Source organism: Mogibacterium diversum (assembly GCF_002998925.1).
In the GTDB taxonomy this organism is placed as follows: domain Bacteria; phylum Bacillota; class Clostridia; order Peptostreptococcales; family Anaerovoracaceae; genus Mogibacterium; species Mogibacterium diversum.
Window position 1 is genome coordinate 768304 of sequence record NZ_CP027228.1, and the last position, 18651, is coordinate 786954.

Below are 18651 nucleotides of genomic sequence, written 5' to 3' on the forward strand. Positions count from 1 at the left end.
TCCTAACGCACGCAAATACTATAAGTAAAGTTATATTAGATGGATTGGCGCAGTCTCACGCCAATCCAGTCAAGTTGTAATTATTTAGGATACACTGCGCATAGTCGCTTCATATATCTATTATACATCGAAATTTCTTCTACACACGGTTTATCCCTTTTAGCTGAAGGATTGCTCAGTTCTATTGATAATCTCATCCTGTAAAGGTTTATCAAGGTTACGGAAGAAGTCACTGTATCCAGCTACTCTTACGATTAGATCCTTGTATTCCTCAGGGTTCTTCTGAGCCTCAATCAGAGTTGCTCTATCGATAATATTGAACTGAATGTGGTGTCCATCCATAGCAAAGTATGAACGAACAAGGTCAGCCATGTGAGCTAGTCCCTCTTCACCAGCCACTACATCAGGAGTGAACTTCTGGTTTAGAAGAGTGCCACTTGTTGCGAGATGATCCATCTTAGCGCAGGACTTGATTACAGCTGTAGGTCCGTTTACATCGGCAGCCTTCTCTGGTGAAATTCCCTCAGATACCGGCTTGTGTGCCTTACGTCCATTTGGAGTTGCAAGGATAACATCACCGAAGTATACGTGGCAAGTTGTAGGCAGCATGTCGATTCCGTACTTTCCGCCCTTCATATTTGGTCTGCCAACGATTGTATCGTGATACAAGTCAAAGATCTGCTTCATAACATCATCAGCATAGTCATCATCATTTCCGTACTTAGGAGTCTTCTCAGTTACGAGGCTATAGATATAGTCGTATCCTTCAAAGTTGTGCTCCATAGCTTCGATGAGCTCGTCCATAGTGAAGTTCTTCTCATCAAATACATTGTACTTAACAGATGTTAGACAGTCTGTAACTGTTCCGATTCCTACACCCTGGATGTAGTTTGTGTTGTAACGAGCACCACCAGCATTGTAGTCCTTAGCATTTGAGATACAATCGTTAGTTACTACAGAAAGTAGAGGTGCTGGCATGAACTCAGCATAGATTCTCTCAATGATGTTGTTACCGTATATCTTGATGTTTACGAAGTACTCTAGCTGCTTCTTAAACGCATCCCATAACTCCTCGTAAGTCTTGAAATCCTTAGCATAGCCAAGTTTTAGACCTAGCTGCTTGCCGGACACCTGATCATATCCGTTGAACAGTGTCATCTGGAATATCTTAGGAATATTCATATAACCTGTAAGGATATATGCTTCACTTCCCCATGCTCCAGTCTCAACACATCCAGAAGAACCGCCGCGACGAGCATCTTCGAGTGTCTTTCCTGCATTTATCAGCTCCATAATCTGAGCTTCTGTGTTATAAAATGCTGGCTGTCCCCAACCCTTTCTTGAAATCTCACAAGCTCTCCTTAGGAATCTCTGAGGAGTCTTCTTGCTGATTGTTACGTTTGAGTTAGGCTGTACAAGCTTCATATCATCCATGCAGTCAAGGATTAGATAGCTAACTGCGTTAACACCGTTCTCTCCAGTTGGTGTAACTCCACCAGTGTTGATGTTAGCGAAGTCTGTGTATGTTGCACTCTCCTTGAGTGTAATTCCTACCTTTACTGGAGCTGGCTGGTTATAGAACTTAACCCATAGGCACTCTAGAAGCTCAAGAGCTTTCTCATCATCGAGAATACCCGCTTCAGTATCTGCTTCATAGTACTTGATGAGGTGCTGGTCCATTCTGCCAGGGCTGAATGCATCCCATGGATTGAGCTCAGTTGTAACTGCTAGGTGTGTAAACCAGTATAGCTGGATTGCCTGCCAGTAAGTCTGTGGTGCATGTGCAGGAACGACTTCGAGGTTCTTAGCAATTTGCAAAATCTCAGCCTTTCTAACTGGATCTGTCTCTGCTTCAGCCTTCTCGAGGGCAAGCTTGTGATATCTCTCACCGAGGATGATTACTGCATCACAGCAGATATCCATAGCCTTTAGCTCTTCGTTCTTATCAAAAGCTTCAGGATCGTTCATCCAGTCTAGCTTATCCATTGTTTCCTTAATTTTAGCCTTATAATCCATGTATCCAGTAGTGAATACTTGCTCTCCACCGCAAGTGTGTCCAGGGCCTCTCTGCTCCATAAACTCTGTGAATACACCTGCTTCGTAGCACTCATGCCACTCTGGCTTCATCGATGCTAGAATCTTCTCTCGGATAGTTCTTCCTTCCCAGAAAGGAATGATTTCCTTCTTCTGTAGTTCTCTATCCTCTACTGTAGTATGGAATGAAACGAGCTTTCTGTCGCTCATTACAATCATATCTTCTTCACTATGGCAGCATAGTTCAGGGAATGTAGGTGATGCCTGAGGGTCCTTACCCTTCTCACCGACGATAAGCTCTCCATCTCCAAAGTAAAGCGTCTTCTTGGAGAAATACTCTTTGAGAACCATAGCTCTCATTACAGGAATCGAGTACTTTCCATCGTTCTCTCTGTAGAAGTCTGTCTCAATCTTAGCTCTTTCGAGATCGATGTGTACCGGTGTGTTTACACTGATGTCCCTTAACTTCTGAATCCTATCATTCATACCATGTGTTGCCATTGCTATCCTCCTATCTTGGTATTAATAAAACCAGCTTTTATAAATAGTTCAGCGAACTTTTCCATCTCTTCCTTGAACGGCGCATGCAGTTCACGTCCCTCATACACCATTCCAATCTTCGAATACTTCGGAACACCTGCGTCGTGATAAGGTAAAAGGTTGATTTTAGCAGGATGTATTCCGTTATCTTGCAAGAATTTTATAGTATCCTGCATGTTTTTCTCATTGCCATTAACTTCTTTGATAACTGGGATTCTTACATAGATCCTTGCTCCGTCCTTAGAAAGTCTTGCGAGATTGTCGAGGATCTTCTCGTTGCTAACTCCAGTGTATTTCTTATGGAGTTCATCATCCATGCACTTGAGATCGTATAAGAACGTATCTGTGTATGGAAGGATTTTGCTTAGCCTCTCATATGGAACATATCCGCATGTATCGATAAAAAGCGAAATCCCATTGCGTTTTAGTTCCTTAGCTATAGCGAGCAGATAGTCTATATCCATCATCATCACTTCGCCGCCTGAGAGTGTTACGCCACCACCTGACTCCTCGTAGAACATGAGGTCTTTCATCAGCTCTTTTACAAGTGCCTTTGGTTCGTAATCTTTGCCCATTACCCTTCTAGCAGAGCTTGGACACATCTTACCGCACTTGTCGCAGCGATCGCATTTGTTAGAATCCGTAAACGCCTTTCCGTTTACGATACTGATTGCTTCAGCGTGACAAGCTCCAATGCAGAAGCCGCACCCTACACACTTCTCGCTGTCGAACTCAACCTCTGGATTGTAGCACTGTGTCTCAGGGTTATGACACCAAGTGCAGTGAAGCGGACAACCTTTGAAAAATACGGTAGTTCTGATGCCGTCTCCATCATGTATTGAAAACTTCTGAATGTTAGTAATTGCTTTCATGTCTCAATCACCCTTTAATAATTTTTAGACTGCGTTCTAAATTTAATATAACCATATCATCATGATAAAACCTTGTCAATCTATTTTGTTAAAATATTTTCAAAATTTTGCAAAAAAATAAAGCGGAGCTTTCACTCCGCTAAATTAATCAATTTGCATTCATCTTCAATGTTTACAAAAATTATTTAACCCTAAACTCCCCAAAGAATAGTGGCATATACTTCTTGCTATACTCAGCTAGTGAGAACGAACCATTCTTCATGCACCAGTCAGAAACGAGTGCACGCTCAAGTATTACGTAATTATTAACCAGTTCAGGCACACTGAATTCTATAGTTATCTCCCCGTTCTCCTGTCCTCGCTTGAGCAATTCACCGAGGAGCTTAAAATAATATCTGTCCTTATCGAGCAGCTTACTAGCAGCAGTGTTGGTTAGCTGACTTGCATACATATTGCCTAGAAGCTCATGATCGATATGCTTCTCAATAAACGTATGAGTTTCAAAATTGAGGATCATCAGCGTATCAAAAACACTAGTGTCCGCTGGGATTCCTTTCATAATTTCTCTATACTTGTTATCAAAAACATTAGCGAGCGTATCAAGCAAACTCTCTTTCCCTTTAAAGTAATAGTAAAAAGAGCCTCTCGCCACCTGCGCTTTCTCGATGATGTCGTTCATCGTTGTTGCTTCGTAGCCCTTTTCTTCGAACAGTTCCCACGACACTTCTATAATTCGTTCTTTGAGACTTTGTTTCTTTCCCATATTCCTTCCTTTCATTTTAACCCGCGTATATTCTACTCGATTTTGCACAATCGGTAAAGGGGATTTACCACGAATTTCATATAATACAAAGGGTATTTCTTATATAAAAAGGCTCGGATACATCCGAGCCTTTATAGTTTCTAATATTAATTTGTATAGTTATCAAAATAGCCTTGAATGTGCACTACAGGAGTTCCCTTATCACCAGAACCACTTGTTAGGTCGCAAAGCGAACCGATGAGGTCAGTCAGTCTACGAGGTGTAGTTCCCTCTGTCTCCATCTTGCCAACAAGGTTGTCATCCTTCTCCTTGATTCTAGCAGAGATTGCTTCTCTTAGCTCTTCGCCACTTAGTTCCTTAAAATCATTATCAGCTAGATACTTAAGTTTAAGTTCGTTAGGTGTACCCTCAAGCCCCGGAGTGTATGCAGGTGACACTACTGGGTCTGCAAGCTCCCAAATCTTACCAACAGGATCCTTAAATGCTCCGTCACCATAAACTAGCACCTCTACACACTTACCTGTTTTATCGAGTATTGACTTCTGGATACCTAGTACAACATCTTCGCAGCTCTCTGGAAAAAGCTTAACACTGTCCTCTGTGCTCTTATTGGAACCTAGCAGTCCATACTTGCTGTTGAATCCGCTTCCATCAACTGGAGCATTTAGAATCTCGTCCATGCCAAGCACTGTTGCACCAGCGTCCTTTAGTATGCGGCGAGTCCTCTTTCTAGTATGAATATCACAGTTAATAACTTTGTCTGTGTAGTTCAAAATCTCTGTCGCATGATTAGCGAGAACAATCTCCACTTCAGCGCCTGCAGCTTCTATAACCTCTCCATAGTAAGCGAGGTAATCTACTCCTGTAAATGGATGCTTATTTTCTCCGAAAAGTTCACGGTACTCCTCAAGAGACATAACCTTTGAATATGGATCGATTCCTGCCTCATCGAGCTGATCCTCAGTTAGAAGCTGATTACCCACTTCATCTCTTGGGAATGAAAGCATCAAAACTATTTTCTTAGCAGCCATCGATATACCGCGTAGGCATATTGCGAATCTATTTCTCGACAAAATCGGGAAAATTACTCCGATCGTATCACTTCCAAGCTTAGCCTTAACGTCCTTCGAAATTGCCTCAACACTAGCGTAGTTACCTTGACTTCTAGCAACTACCGACTCTGTTACAGCAACAATGTCTCTGTCTCTGATTTCATAACCTTCAGACTCTGCAGCTTCAAGTACAGACTTAACCACAACACTTGAGATATCATCACCTTCACGAATAATAGGACATCTAATTCCTCTTGATATCGTGCCTACTTTTCTTTCCATTGTCTTCTCCATCTATCTAGTTATTCTAGATTTCACTATTTCTCATATATAGCTTATCTGTTAAACATTTAAATTTCAATAATTAATAAAAGATTTGGAAAAATTATCATTAATGTTGGCTTTATAAATCATTTATAAGCCAAATTTACGAACTTTTTTACCAAATAAGCGTGATAAAATACGGAAACTGCAATGAATTCAAATATAATTTATGCACACTCATCGCTAGATATTTTCATAAAAATACCCGCCAACAGGTAAGGTCGTTAGCGGGTTTTCTGAACAATCTTATACATCAGCATGTACTCAATTATCCATAAGTATGAGGTAATGTATCTATATGTAGGCTCTTTCGAACCTGGACATAGCTTATTTATTAGCCTTAAGCTTCTCATCTATCGCTGCTGCTGCAGTCTTTCCAGCACCCATAGCTAGGATTACAGTAGCCGCACCAGTTACAGCGTCTCCTCCTGCATATACGTATTCTTTGCTCGACTCCATAGTAGCCTCATCAACTATGATTCCGCCCCAGCTCTGTGTATCAAGCCCTGGAGTCGTCGCTCTAAGCAGAGGATTTGGACTTGTTCCTACAGAGATAATAACCGAATCAACATCGATGACATAGTTTGAGCCCTCGATAGGAACTGGCCTACGTCTTCCAGATGCATCTGGCTCTCCTAGCTCCTGCTCAACAACTTCAATACCTGTTACATATCCATTCTCATCTCCGAGTATCTTAGACGGATTATTGAGGAACTTGAAGATAATTCCTTCTTCCTTAGCGTGATGAACCTCCTCAAGTCTAGCTGGGCACTCTGCTTCGCTTCTTCTGTATACGATATACACCTCGTCAGCGCCTAGTCTCTTCGCAGTCCTTGCAGCATCCATAGCAACATTTCCTGCTCCTACTACAGCTACCTTCTTACCAACCTTAACAGGTGTAGGAACCTCTGGGAACTTAAAGGACTTCATGAGATTAACTCTTGTGAGGAACTCATTAGCCGAATAAACGCCGAGAAGATTCTCTCCAGGGATGTTAAGGAACTTAGGTAATCCTGCTCCACTTCCAATAAATACAGCCTTATATCCATCAGCCATTAGGTCATCAACTGTAATTGATTTACCTACGATTACGTTTGTATCAATTTTTACACCGAGTTTCTCAACATTTTCAATTTCCTTTGCCACCAATGACTTAGGAAGTCTAAATTCAGGAATACCGTATACTAGTACCCCACCTGGCTTATGAAGTGCTTCAAAAACAGTTACTTCATAGCCTCTTCTAGCAAGCTCTCCTGCACAAGTTATTCCTGAAGGACCACAGCCGATAACTGCAACCTTAATTCCATTCTTTTCAACAACCGGTTCAGATGCATCACCTTTAGCCATATGGTAGTCTGCAACGAATCTTTCCATACGGCCAATTCCAACTGGTTCTCCCTTGATACCACGAACGCACCTACCCTCGCACTGATCCTCCTGTGGACATACTCGTCCGCAAATTGCAGGAAGTGCATTCTCTCTTGTGATAACTTCATATGCTGCGTCGAAGTCACCTTCGGCAACCTTCTCTATGAACTCTGGAATTGGAACATTTACAGGACATCCACCTACACAAGGCTTGTGCTTGCAATGTAGACATCTCTGAGCTTCTTCTATAGCCATCTCTGGAGTATATCCAAGTGCAACTTCATCAAAGTTTCTATTTCTTACGTTAGGATCCTGTTCAGGCATCTTGACCTTCTCAAGACTCATATTTCTATTAATAGCCATCTTAACCCCTTCCTATCTTACATGCGTGATCATTCATCTCCTTCTCCTTATCCTTGAAGAAGTTCTGACGCTCCATGCATTCCTTGAAATCTACTTTAAATCCATCAAAGTCTGGTCCGTCAACACATGCGAACTTCATCTCACCGTCAACTGTTACACGACAGCATCCGCACATACCCGTACCATCAATCATAAGAGGGTTAAGCGAAACCATTGTATGAAGACCTGCTGGCTTGGTAACATTAACCACACCATTCATCATGCCTAGCGAACCTATAGCAATGCATTCTTCGTATTCTTCGCCTTTATCCAGAAGCTCCTGAAGCACAACTGTAACAAAGCCTTTTTCTCCATATGAGCCATCATCTGTACAAACATAAATGTTGTCACAGAATTCTCTGAACTGCTCCTCAAGAATTACAAATTCCTTAGATCTTCCGCCTAGAATAACATCCACCTTAACGCCCATCTCAGCTAATTTCTTAAGCTGCGGATAGATTGGTGCAGCACCGAGTCCTCCAGCAACGCCGATAATCTTTTTATCGGTATATTTAAGAGGTGATGGGACACCTAGCGGTCCAACAAAGTCCTCAATGTAATCCCCTTCTTCTTTTGTTGCCAGCAGATTTGAGGAATATCCAACCTTCTGATATATGATTGTAACAGTTTCCTTATCTCTGTCGAAATCGGCAATCGTGAGAGGAATCCTCTCTCCATCCTCATCAACTCTTAGAATGATAAACTGACCTGCCTCACACTTTCTAGCGACAAATGGTGCATGAATCTCCATAAGTCCAAGTGCCGGGTTCAAGATTTTTTTACTAACTATCTTGTACATTTTGCCTCCATATTAAAAAAGTTAATACGACTATAGTTATATAAAATAGTTTATATGCGTCTTAAGTCATTCGCACGAATAAAAATAAATAATACTAAAAGCCCTATTAATAAAGCCTTACATATATTTATACTACTCGCATCTAATAGTGTCAACATAAGTAAAAATTGGTTGAATATGTTTTACCACAGCTTCACGCTAGTTTTCAACCAATTTTTCACTAAGTTTAATTCAATTTTTATACAAGTTAATCTAATTATAGATTATAACGCAGACTCGATTCATTGAGGTGATTTTTCATCGCCTGCGCTGCTACATCAGGGTCATGTGACATGATCGCCTCATAAAGGTTTTTATGTTCCACAAGAACTGCAGATATCTGCTTCGGCTCAACCATTCCGGTACCACTTACTCTCTGTAAGAAGTTTCTGATTGTTCTGAGCATAGATATAATTATTGGATTACCCGAACATTCTGCAATACAAGTATGGAAATCGATATCTTCATCCAGCGTTTCCTTGAGAGCAACTTGTACATTATCCGTGGTATCATAACTAGCAAATGTATGCTCCATCCTATTATAGATATCGGTTAACCTGTTTAGCTTGACCTGATTTTCGCATTGTGCAGCAAGTTCAGCTGATTTAATTTCAAGAATAGTTCTTACAGTTAAGATACTATCAACTTGATCTCCATCAAGAAACAGAGACCAAGATAAAGGGATGGAGAAGAAATTAGTTTCTCTACTAGAAATATAAGTTCCTTGCCCCAGTCTAATATCAATCATTCCAAGTACGTCAAGCACCTTAAGGGATTCTCTAACTGCTGATCTCCCTACACCTAACTTCCTAGCTAGCTCTCTATCAGATTCGATCTGATCTCCACGCTTAAGCCTACCTTCAAGCATCTCGTCAGCAAAATACATAGTAAGCCTGTTCACTAGTTTGCTAATGCTGCCCTTCTTTTCTATACCCCGCACTAATTCTTCGTTATCCTTATGCTCAGCAAGATATTTCTCTATCTCTTTAATAAATTCTTCTGTGCTCAGCGAGAATAACATCGTATCGATTTGGAGCTTTGTACATACTGAGCTAACAACCTCATTGACACGCTCTCCCCCCCTTGATTCTAGGTTGGAGAGTGTGGCAATGCTCATCGATGGTTTATTGTCGCTATTTGATAAAAAGTAATCTATAAATTCCTTTTGTGTCATCTTTAGCGCACGTCTCAGTTGTCTAATGTTTTTCCTTTTGAAGGCAGAATTATATCTACCATCCACCATAGCTTTCACCATCCATTATTAATATTACTTGTTCAATAAATCTGCAATCAGGTCTGTCATCAGTACCGAAGCTTTAGCAAGGTCGCTATATCTGCTGAATTCAACTGGTGTGTGACTTCTTCCATCCTTACTAGGCACAAACACCATCACAGTAGGTAGCTGCTGACCGATTTCAAGGGAGTCATGACCCGCTCCACTTGGCATTCTCATATACGAGAAACCATGTGTTTTACACGAGGTCTCAAGCTTATCAAGCATGCTCTTGCTCAGTTCAACTGGTGTGATAACAAGCTTTGTATCAATCTTAAATGATCCGCCCATTATCTTGCACTCACGTGTTAATGCTGCTTTAATTCTATTTGCAATATCATTTATATTGTCATTGTTCATCGAACGAATGTCAACAGTAAATTCAACCTCTTCAGCTACGATATTCATTCCACCATTAGGAACCTTAATCAGTCCGACAGTTGCAACAGTTCCGTCCGCTTTTTCTCTAGCCCAGTCAGCAATCTTGGATATTACCTTTGCTGCTACATCTGCTGCATCAAGTCTCATATCCATCGGTGTTGTGCCAGCATGGTCAGCTCTTCCATACACTTTAACCATGTATCTCTGAATACCAACGATTCCAGTAACTAATCCGATTTCAATATTTTTTTGATCCAGTACTGGTCCCTGTTCAATATGTGCCTCTACAAAGTTTCCAATTGATCCTTCTGGCCATGCAGCATCCTCAACCTTATCAGGATCAAGTCCATATTCTCTCATTGCCTCAGCTATAGTGACACCGTTTATATCGGAGAACTGTCTAGTGTATTCTGCATTTCTATGTCCTAGAATAGCTCCTGAACCAAAGTAGCCGGTACCAAACCTCATTCCTTCTTCATCCATGAAACCGATTACAACAAGATCTCTCTTGTGTTCAAGTCCCATCTCAACAATCTGTCTTGCAACCTCCAAAGAACACACAACTCCACCGATACCATCATAGTTTCCACCATGAAGCACTGAATCAATATGTGATCCTGTCATTACACAAGGAAGCGTTGGGTCTGTTCCTCTAAGAATTCCGTATACATTACCAGCAGCATCTTCCTTAACCTCTAGACCTATTTCTTCCATCTCTTTTCTGAGATAATCAACTGCTTCGCGGGTCTCTTTTGTAAACGGAAGTCTAGTGCATCCTGCGTCAGGTGTGGAAGTATATCTTTTTAGATGCTCTAGATTCTGAGCAATTCTTCCTGTGATCATTTCAATTTCCATCTTTAATCCTCCTTTTTACTCCGCTTATCGAGTATAAAAACTTTTATAGGCGAAATTAATACTGCAACGATTACTACAATCAGCCCGAAATTCTCGACCGTCTCAGAATTCATCTTAATTCCAAATAGTATTATTATAAAGCTTAACATTGCAAGTATAAAACCTATAGTCAGTGCACCCGCCTTTGTCTTCCAGAAATTTATTTTATCCATATCACACCTCCTATATTCCAAATACTGCGAACAAGAAAGCGCCGATTAATATCGTTGCTGGAATTGTTATAGCGAGTAGAATCTTTAGCACTTCACCCTCTTTGCCGAGAATGTTAGCTGTAGTCGTGCCTAAAATAATTTTACTTGGACTAACTGCAGCACCAATAGCACCACCCGCAGTCTGAGCACCGAGTACGCCGGAAGTAGAAACATGCAGTAGATTAGCAGTAGTAACTTGGAATCCACCAAATAATATATTTGAGCTCATGTTGCTAGCCGTCATAAATGTTCCGAGAAGACCAACAAACGGAGCAAGTAGTAGGTACTTGCTTCCGAGTACATTTGCAATTCCCTGTGATAGAACTATTGTCTGACCAGTGCCACCCATAATCTTCGACATTATTACAAGTCCGATTACAGCCATCCCTGAAGGCATTGTCATGGATATAGAGTTTGCAAAGGCAGTCTTTATGCCTCCCTCCTTTATCCAACCCTTCTTCTTATAGTAAATGAGCGCTATTATGGCTGCGAGGAAAAGAAACATGCTAGCCTGTGTAAATATCGCAATTGGCGAATAATTGTTACTGCTCATGTTTACAATTCCGTACCCCGTACGTGTTTCGGGAACTGTGATACCTATTTTAAAATGTCCAAGAGCTTCATTAACAGGCTTTATAGCTAGAACAGCAATCGTCATAGCTGATAAAAGCAAATATGGAAGAAATGCCTGAAATAGTGTCATATCAGGAATTTCACCTTCAGCTTTGTCGCTTCTTTCTGTTCTGTCCATGATTGAAGACTCTTCGATTTTCCAATCAGTATTATAGAGCTTCATCCTACCGAGAAGCATAACTATAACAAGAGCTAAAACCGCAGGAATAAAGTTACTCAGCGTCGTATTTATCTGGCTCAAAACTAGCTGTCCGCCTCCTCCAACAAGTGTCAGAATAAGAACAGCGGGAAATGCCTTGCGAACAGCTCTTCCTTTACCATAGAACCAGCAAATAATAACACCTGTAACAAGATTCCACGCTAATAGAAATACCGCTGCCCAAAAAGCTGCCTTAAAATACTCATCACTTCCAGCTTTAATTCCAGCAGAATCAGCAAGTGCATCCCAAGCTGCTCCCAATGTGCCAAAGGTATTTCCCCATGCCTGACCTAGAAGCGAGATTGCAACAGCATATATCGGTCTTACACCTATTCCTATTAATAGCGGTGCTCCAACTGCAACCGGAACCCCAAATCCAGTAATTCCTTGCAAGAAACTTACAAACACCCAACCGAGAGCTAATATCAGCAGTAGCTCATTTGGAATGAGCTTGCTAAGCTCATTTTTTATTACTAGAAAAGCGTTCGCTTCTTGACCTGCTTGATATAGTAATATCGCCGTCCAGATGATTAAGAGTATTACCAAAGAACTCCATACACCTTTTGCACTCTCAACGGCAACAAGATTGGCTGGCGCTTTGTAAAACGTCATTGCAGATACAATTGTTACAATCAATCCAACTGGAGCAGCTTCAGTAGCACCCCAGCGGAATTTGATCATTAATACGATTAATACGATGATTGGCAAGATAGCCATGCCCCACATCGCAAAATTAACAGGTATGTTCATTTTCTTAATAACTCCTATGAATTATACGGACAATTATTTTATGCGGGATGAATTATTTGTGAATAACCGTTCCCGTCTCTCCGTTTATACCTTCTTTAGCTTTCTCTAGCAGTGTTATAAGCGCATTTCTGCCTTCTCCAGATTCTGCAAAGCGGATAGCCGCTTCAACCTTAGGTAGCATTGAGCCTTTTGCAAACTGCTCCTCAGAAATGTACTGTTTAGCCTGATCAATTGAAAGATCAGATAACCACTCCTGGTTCTCCTTGCCGAAGTTGATGGCAACCTTTTCTACGGCTGTAAGGATTACGAGATAATCAGCCCCAATCTCCCTTGCAAGAAGACTCGAAGCGTTATCCTTATCTATTACAGCCTCTGCTCCAACGAGTTTACCACCTTCGTCAAATACTGGAATTCCGCCACCTCCACAAGTGATTACAACATGACCTGCTTCAGCAAGTGTTCTGATAGTTCCTAGCTCGCAGATTCTTAGTGGCATTGGCGATGCAACCACCTTGCGGTAACCTCTGCCAGAGTCTTCAACTACTGAGACACCCTGAGCGATAAGCTTGTCTGCTTCTTCCTTAGTCATAAAGCTTCCAATCGGTTTAGTTGGATTCTTAAATGCTTCATCAGCAGGATCAACGAGTGTCTGTGAGATAATCGATGATACCTTCTTGTCCATTCCTCTCTTCTTAAGCTCGTATTTTATTGCATTCTGAAGGTCGATTGCAATGTATCCCTGTGACATAGCAACACTTGTAGGTAGCGGAACCGCACCATATCCATGGTGTGTAGCTGCAAGAGCATCCATTGCATTCTGAATCATTCCAACCTGAGGTCCATTCCCGTGTGTAACTATAAGGTCATGGCCTTCAGCAATCAAATCAACGATTACTTCCGCAGTATGAGCAACCGCTTCACGCTGCTCATCAACTGTATTGCCTAGAGCATTTCCTCCTAGTGCGATGACAATCTTCTTTGCCATATTTATATCCCCCTTGATATTGTCTAATAATAGTAACGACCTGATTTCTCAGGCCGCTACGTTGTTTTGTCTTATAAGATTTCTATACGTTCTAGAAACCAAGCTTCTTTGCATACGCTAGTACTGCTTTTTCAAATGCCTCAATTGGTGGGTGCACTGTTCCGGCACCGATCTGACCAAATCCAGCAATCTTGTGAGCAATACCTGTATTGATTACAGGAGTGATTCCCTTCTCAACAACAAGTCTTGCGTCGATTCCTAGGCAAGTACCAGTGAAATTCCAATTTGGAATAATGTAATTAGGGTTTCTATCGATTGTGATCTCTGTCATCTCATTTGATGTATTTAGAGCATCCTCATATCCACCAGCACCAACAAATCTTGTTACAGCCGGTGCAGCAATCATAGCCATACCACCAACTCCAACGGTTTCTGTAATAGCGCTATCACCGATATCTGGGCAAGCATCTTCCCCGTCATATCCTGTAAAATAGAGACCCTGTGGTGTATTAACTGGTCCAGTGAACCACTCATCTCCCATACCTGCGATACGGATTCCGAAATTCACACCATTTCTGCACATTGCGGTTACTACAGTTCCTTCTGTAAGTCTTCTAGCTCCATCCATGATTGACTTTCCTGTAGCCATCATTATATTGAGGAAGAACTGATCTGTATCAGACAGGAACTTGATTACCTGAGACTTTTCATCCTCTGGCATATCCATATCGGTGATTATCGGTGCCATTTCCTTTAGGAAGCATAGAGAAGCAGCAATATTTCTCTGGTGGAATTCATCACCCATAGCAATTGCTTTAGCAATTAATGGATTAACATTCAGTCCACCTTCGATGCTTCTTATAGCTCTTCCGAGTGTTGGACCTAGAACATCTCTCATCCATCTTAGTCTGTTTACAACCTCTTCTGAGTATGCACCGAATCTAAGAACCTTTCCTATTCCTTCATTCATCTGGCAGTATGCATAATTACCATCAGTTTCGTTCTGAACCACGAACACTGGCATATGCTGAGTAGTAATTCCTCCCATAGGACCTACTGCATTGCAGTGGTGACAAGGGATGAACTTAATTTCTCCAGACTCAAGGAGCTTACGAGCATCAGCTTCGTTGTCTGCCCACTCTTCGAATAATACTGCACCTACACAAGAACCCTGTACTGTAGCAGGCATATCCTTGTACTCAATAGGAGGGCCGGCGTGAAGAATAACTCTTCCATTGTTCTCGTTGAGCTCAGGGATAACCGTCATAGCTGGAACATTATCCTTCAGAACTGGCTGTGCAGCTACAACCTTAGCGATAACCTTACGGTTTGCTTCGTCGATATCAAATCCTTCGTAGTTTCTGAGGAAGTTAAGAGCCTTAATGAGCTCAATATTTCCTCCTGCTGGTGGCATCCAGTCATATTGAACTACATCGCATCCGAACTTAGCTGTAACCTCTGCAAAGCTCTTAAGACCGATGTTAATTACCTTTGGCTTGTGTGAAAGCATCGATAAAAGCTTTTCTGAAGGCTCAGCTGGAGTAAATTCCTTTACTTCCTTAGGTCTTGTTTCCTTTGGCTCCTCAGTAAATTTATATCCTACAGCTTCGATAGCCGTCTCAACAGCTCGCTTGTTAGTCTCTGCAACGATTACACCTGCATCCTGAAGTTTCTTAACAGATTCGTCATAACCCTGATAATCATTTCTTGTTCCGCAAACCTCTGCTACGAAGAAAACCTCTCTATTCTGAGCTTTAGCCTTATTCTTTAGCGTCTCAACAGCAGGAATAAGGGCGCCTGCCATATCGTCATGAGAACCATATCCTAGAACAACGTCAAATAGGATTACACCTGTGCTAGGATCGTCCATAGCCTCTTCCATGCATTCCACTCTCTTTGTAGGATCAATCATAGGATGTGGCTTACCCTGAGTATACATGTCATCACCTAGGTCAATTACAACGTGACCGTCGTGATTTAGCTTAAATCCATCTGCATGCGTATTATCAGTAATCTTAAGGGCATCCTTAATCATCATAGCGGCCTCGCCTGCCAATGTACCGCCGGAATAATATGCTTTGATTGTCTTCTTATCTTCAGTTTTGAAGAACTTAGACCTGTCACAATCAACAGTCCCTTCAGCCACTTTCTGACCTCTTACTAGACTGACTGCAAGACGAGCACACTCATCAAGTGTATAAGTCTGATATAGACCTTCTTCATAATACTCTGGCTTCTCACCTAGGAATAGGCAAACTACAGGCTTGCTGTAAACGCTAAGTCTTGCGGCAATCTTATCTCTTACTGACTTTGCTGGTGGTTTTGAGATAACTACGAGCACCTTAACTGTCTGATCCTTTTCCATAGCGTCGATGACATCCATCATAGTGGTACCACCAACTTCTTCAGAGAGGTCACGTCCACCGGTACCGATAGCATTTGTTACACCTTCACCCAGTCTATCTATAATAGTTGTGAGCTCCTGAATACCCGTTCCTGAAGCACCTATTATGCCGATTGAACCAGGATTTACAGTGTTTGTGAATGCAATTGGCACACTCTGAATGATTCCAGTTCCACAGTCTGGGCCCATTACCACGAGCCCTTTTTCGTGAGCCTTATCCTTGATTTTCTTCTCATCCTCAATCGTTACATTGTCAGAGAACATGAATACATTCATACCCTCGTCGAGAGCTCTATCTGCCTCAAGTGCAGCGTAAGCTCCTGGAATGGAGATTACTGCTAGGTTTGCATCTGGCATCTGCTTAAGTGCCTGATCCCAGCTCTTTGCTGATTTATTTCCTTCGCTTTTTTTATCAGCATTTGCTTCCTTTGCGAAGTACTCGTCAACCTTATCCATAAGCGCATCGAGCACGCTCTCTTCTGTTACATCAGCAACAACTACCATATCGTTGGCAGTTGCATTCATTAGCTCTTCAGTCTCAAGCCCACTCTGCTTAAAAATGTCCTTGTTAGCTGGAGTTGCCATCATGATGGATACCTTGTTTACACCATCAACTGTTGAAACCGCATTGGTAAGTAGCATTAGGGTAACAGAATCATGATAACTTCCTGCTTTTACAATTGTCTTTAGCATTTATTCTCTCCCTTTTATATTAGTCAGCAAATCTATTCTTGTGATCATATCTATTGAAGTGAACCGGTTCACCCTTTAGATACTCGACTAGTTCGTCTGCAACATCTAAACCACCTGTTGCATAAGCCTTTTCCATTCTATTCTTAGCTCTCTCTCCAGGGAAGTTTACCTTATCAAATCCTGGAGCAGGCTTCATTGCATCAAGTTCGTCTAGGCACTGGCTCATAGCCTTCTTGAATGCTTCTGCGCCAACAAATCTCTCTGGGTCAATTACGATATGCATCTGACCAAGTCTTCTGCCCTCTGATAGATCATGATACATGGAGCTAACATGACCACCGAATGGTACACCAAGAAGAATTCCAGAGAAGACATCAACGAGCATCATGAGTCCATACCCCTTAGCTCCAGCAATAGGGTTAAGCGCATTGACCTTATGTGGGTCTGTTACAGGAGCACCATTCTCATCTACCGCCCAATCTGCAGGAATTTCCTCATGCTTAGACCTCTTATCCAAAATCTTTCCCCAAGCCTGAACTGTAGTAGCCATATCGAATACTACCTTTCTATCATCGGCGGTTGGAGCTGCAAATGACATAGGGTTTGTTCCGTAATATGGTTCAGCACCACCGTAAGGAACTGCCATAGGATCTGACTGGCAGAACGAAATTGCTAGTAGCCCTTCATCCGCAGCCATCTCGGTGTAGTAACCAATGGATCCCGAGTGTGACAGGTTTGCCATTCCTACAACAGCGATTCCATTCTTCTTAGCCATCTCAATAGCTTTTTCCATGCCTACCTTAGCAACAGTAAAACCTATTCCATTATCTCCATCAAGGATTCCAGAGCATGGTCCAGTTTCTTTCCAAGTCATGTTTGGCTCAACCGTGATTCCACCTTTAGCAATTCTCTCACTATAGTACTCAACTCTTACTGCACCGTGAGAATAGTAGCCCCTTTCATGAGCCCAAGTAAGAATCTCTGCTGTAGTTTCAGCGTCATCAGCATGTAGTCCCGCCTGCATGAGCTTATTTTTCATCAGGCCCTTTAATTCTTCTCTAGATAATTTCACTTGTTTTTTCCTCCATGAACCTGTATATACAAATTCTTTCTATAAAAACAGGTCCGCATCTATGACGCGAACCTGTTACCAACAATTCTTAATATTGTTTAAACTTACAGCTCAACGTCTCTGTTGCAATCCTTTGAGTAGATGTAGATAAAGTCTTCAGTACCTACACCGTAGCAAGCCTGTGGTACGTATGAATCCATGAATACATAGTCACCCTTCTGTAGAGGAACCCACTCATCATCAAGCACGTACATTCCCTTACCCTGTAGGAAGTATGCGCCATGCTCCTGAATATGAGTTTCGATATATCCATGGCATGCACCTGGAGCAAATTTCAGTACGTGCATGTTCATATCAAATCCTAGATCCTCTGCTGCAGGGAGGAAATCTTTGCTCTGACAGTTTGTCATGCCCTCGTAATCCTTCCAAGGTGTATCGTTAATATTTGCAACAACTGTGTAAGCTTCTTTCCCAGGAAGTGGGTTATATCTTCTTCTGTAGATATAAACGAAAGCGTCCTTATCGCTATTGTTTACGAAGCTGAATGGCTTATCTGCTGGCGAATAAATGTAACCACCCTCTGTCAAATCTGCCTCTTTGTCAGCATTCTTTACTGTAAGCTCTCCACTAATTACATATAGGAAAGATTCGATTCCATCTCCTCCAATCTTATCGTTCTTTCCGCCTGGATGAACTGTTGAAATATAATCAGCAAATGATGCGCCCATAGCAGGTGAACCTAGAATAGTTGTATCGCAGTTCTCGTAGCCGGGGATAACGTTCTTAACGATGCCGTCTGGCTCAAGAATAGTGTACTTACCCTTCTTATAAACAGATCTTGTCGAAAGCAGTGTCTCTCTGTAACCAGTATTATTGTTTAAATAACTCATGAAGTTTACCTCTCTTCCTCATGTTTAATAATAATAGACTTTTAATTTGGTGAAACTTATCAACCAATTTTC

14 protein-coding genes are annotated in these 18651 nt (G+C 41.7%); all 14 read right to left on the bottom strand.

Annotated features, from left to right (window positions below):
* Positions 1-159: 159 nt before the first annotated feature.
* The 14 genes from hypD to allE all read right to left on the bottom strand — a co-directional run bounded on the left by hypD (position 160) and on the right by allE (position 18579).
* On the bottom strand, positions 160-2535 hold the full coding sequence (hypD, locus tag C5Q96_RS03640; protein WP_106057056.1) for a trans-4-hydroxy-L-proline dehydratase: 2376 nt from the start codon (positions 2533-2535) through the stop codon (positions 160-162).
* 2 nt (positions 2536-2537) lie between these two features.
* Positions 2538-3446, bottom strand: coding sequence for a trans-4-hydroxy-L-proline dehydratase activase (locus C5Q96_RS03645; protein WP_106057057.1), 909 nt, complete (start codon positions 3444-3446; stop codon positions 2538-2540).
* A gap of 181 nt (positions 3447-3627) precedes the next feature.
* Positions 3628-4209 carry a TetR/AcrR family transcriptional regulator gene (locus C5Q96_RS03650; RefSeq protein WP_158696675.1) on the bottom strand — a complete coding sequence of 194 codons (582 nt, stop codon included), beginning with the start codon at positions 4207-4209 and terminating at the stop codon, positions 3628-3630.
* 146 nt (positions 4210-4355) lie between these two features.
* Positions 4356-5543, bottom strand: a complete 1188-nt coding sequence (locus C5Q96_RS03655) for a coenzyme F420-0:L-glutamate ligase (protein ID WP_106057059.1) — start codon at positions 5541-5543, stop codon at positions 4356-4358.
* 369 nt (positions 5544-5912) lie between these two features.
* Entirely contained in the window at positions 5913-7316 is a 1404-nt protein-coding gene (gene gltA / locus C5Q96_RS03660) for an NADPH-dependent glutamate synthase (protein WP_106057060.1), read from the bottom strand.
* A gap of 1 nt (position 7317) precedes the next feature.
* Complete coding sequence (locus C5Q96_RS03665) at positions 7318-8154, bottom strand: sulfide/dihydroorotate dehydrogenase-like FAD/NAD-binding protein (RefSeq protein ID WP_106057061.1); 837 nt, start codon at positions 8152-8154, stop codon at positions 7318-7320.
* Between the two features lie 256 nt (positions 8155-8410).
* Positions 8411-9436 carry a FadR/GntR family transcriptional regulator gene (locus C5Q96_RS03670; RefSeq protein ID WP_106057062.1) on the bottom strand — a complete coding sequence of 342 codons (1026 nt, stop codon included), beginning with the start codon at positions 9434-9436 and terminating at the stop codon, positions 8411-8413.
* Positions 9437-9460: 24 nt separating this feature from the next.
* The gene (locus tag C5Q96_RS03675) at positions 9461-10702 is read right to left on the bottom strand and encodes a M20 family metallo-hydrolase (protein ID WP_106057063.1); all 1242 of its coding nucleotides are present in this window, start codon (positions 10700-10702) and stop codon (positions 9461-9463) included.
* A gap of 2 nt (positions 10703-10704) precedes the next feature.
* Positions 10705-10914, bottom strand: coding sequence for a hypothetical protein (locus tag C5Q96_RS03680; protein ID WP_106057064.1), 210 nt, complete (start codon positions 10912-10914; stop codon positions 10705-10707).
* 10 nt (positions 10915-10924) lie between these two features.
* Positions 10925-12535 carry an L-lactate permease gene (locus C5Q96_RS03685; RefSeq protein WP_106057065.1) on the bottom strand — a complete coding sequence of 537 codons (1611 nt, stop codon included), beginning with the start codon at positions 12533-12535 and terminating at the stop codon, positions 10925-10927.
* 52 nt (positions 12536-12587) lie between these two features.
* A complete protein-coding gene (gene arcC, locus C5Q96_RS03690; protein WP_106057066.1) occupies positions 12588-13520 on the bottom strand; it encodes a carbamate kinase in 933 nt (310 codons plus the stop codon).
* 91 nt (positions 13521-13611) lie between these two features.
* A complete protein-coding gene (gene fdrA, locus C5Q96_RS03695) occupies positions 13612-16617 on the bottom strand; it encodes a bifunctional FdrA/YlbE family protein (RefSeq protein ID WP_106057067.1) in 3006 nt (1001 codons plus the stop codon).
* Between the two features lie 19 nt (positions 16618-16636).
* A complete protein-coding gene (gene allD, locus C5Q96_RS03700; RefSeq protein ID WP_106057068.1) occupies positions 16637-17689 on the bottom strand; it encodes an ureidoglycolate dehydrogenase in 1053 nt (350 codons plus the stop codon).
* A gap of 104 nt (positions 17690-17793) precedes the next feature.
* On the bottom strand, positions 17794-18579 hold the full coding sequence (gene allE, locus C5Q96_RS03705; RefSeq protein WP_106057069.1) for a (S)-ureidoglycine aminohydrolase: 786 nt from the start codon (positions 18577-18579) through the stop codon (positions 17794-17796).
* Positions 18580-18651: the final 72 nt, after the last annotated feature.

What these genes read in the sequence shown, in the direction of transcription:
- C5Q96_RS03670 (WP_106057062.1), bottom strand. Translation starts at nt 9,436, where the DNA reads ATGGTGGATGGTAGATATAATTCTGCCTTCAAAAGGAAAAACATTAGA.
- C5Q96_RS03645 (WP_106057057.1), bottom strand. Translation starts at nt 3,446, where the DNA reads ATGAAAGCAATTACTAACATTCAGAAGTTTTCAATACATGATGGAGAC.
- C5Q96_RS03685 (WP_106057065.1), bottom strand. Translation starts at nt 12,535, where the DNA reads ATGAACATACCTGTTAATTTTGCGATGTGGGGCATGGCTATCTTGCCA.
- gltA (WP_106057060.1), bottom strand. Translation starts at nt 7,316, where the DNA reads ATGGCTATTAATAGAAATATGAGTCTTGAGAAGGTCAAGATGCCTGAA.
- fdrA (WP_106057067.1), bottom strand. Translation starts at nt 16,617, where the DNA reads ATGCTAAAGACAATTGTAAAAGCAGGAAGTTATCATGATTCTGTTACC.
- hypD (WP_106057056.1), bottom strand. Translation starts at nt 2,535, where the DNA reads ATGGCAACACATGGTATGAATGATAGGATTCAGAAGTTAAGGGACATC.
- C5Q96_RS03650 (WP_158696675.1), bottom strand. Translation starts at nt 4,209, where the DNA reads ATGGGAAAGAAACAAAGTCTCAAAGAACGAATTATAGAAGTGTCGTGG.
- C5Q96_RS03655 (WP_106057059.1), bottom strand. Translation starts at nt 5,543, where the DNA reads ATGGAAAGAAAAGTAGGCACGATATCAAGAGGAATTAGATGTCCTATT.
- C5Q96_RS03675 (WP_106057063.1), bottom strand. Translation starts at nt 10,702, where the DNA reads ATGGAAATTGAAATGATCACAGGAAGAATTGCTCAGAATCTAGAGCAT.
- arcC (WP_106057066.1), bottom strand. Translation starts at nt 13,520, where the DNA reads ATGGCAAAGAAGATTGTCATCGCACTAGGAGGAAATGCTCTAGGCAAT.
- C5Q96_RS03680 (WP_106057064.1), bottom strand. Translation starts at nt 10,914, where the DNA reads ATGGATAAAATAAATTTCTGGAAGACAAAGGCGGGTGCACTGACTATA.
- C5Q96_RS03665 (WP_106057061.1), bottom strand. Translation starts at nt 8,154, where the DNA reads ATGTACAAGATAGTTAGTAAAAAAATCTTGAACCCGGCACTTGGACTT.
- allE (WP_106057069.1), bottom strand. Translation starts at nt 18,579, where the DNA reads ATGAGTTATTTAAACAATAATACTGGTTACAGAGAGACACTGCTTTCG.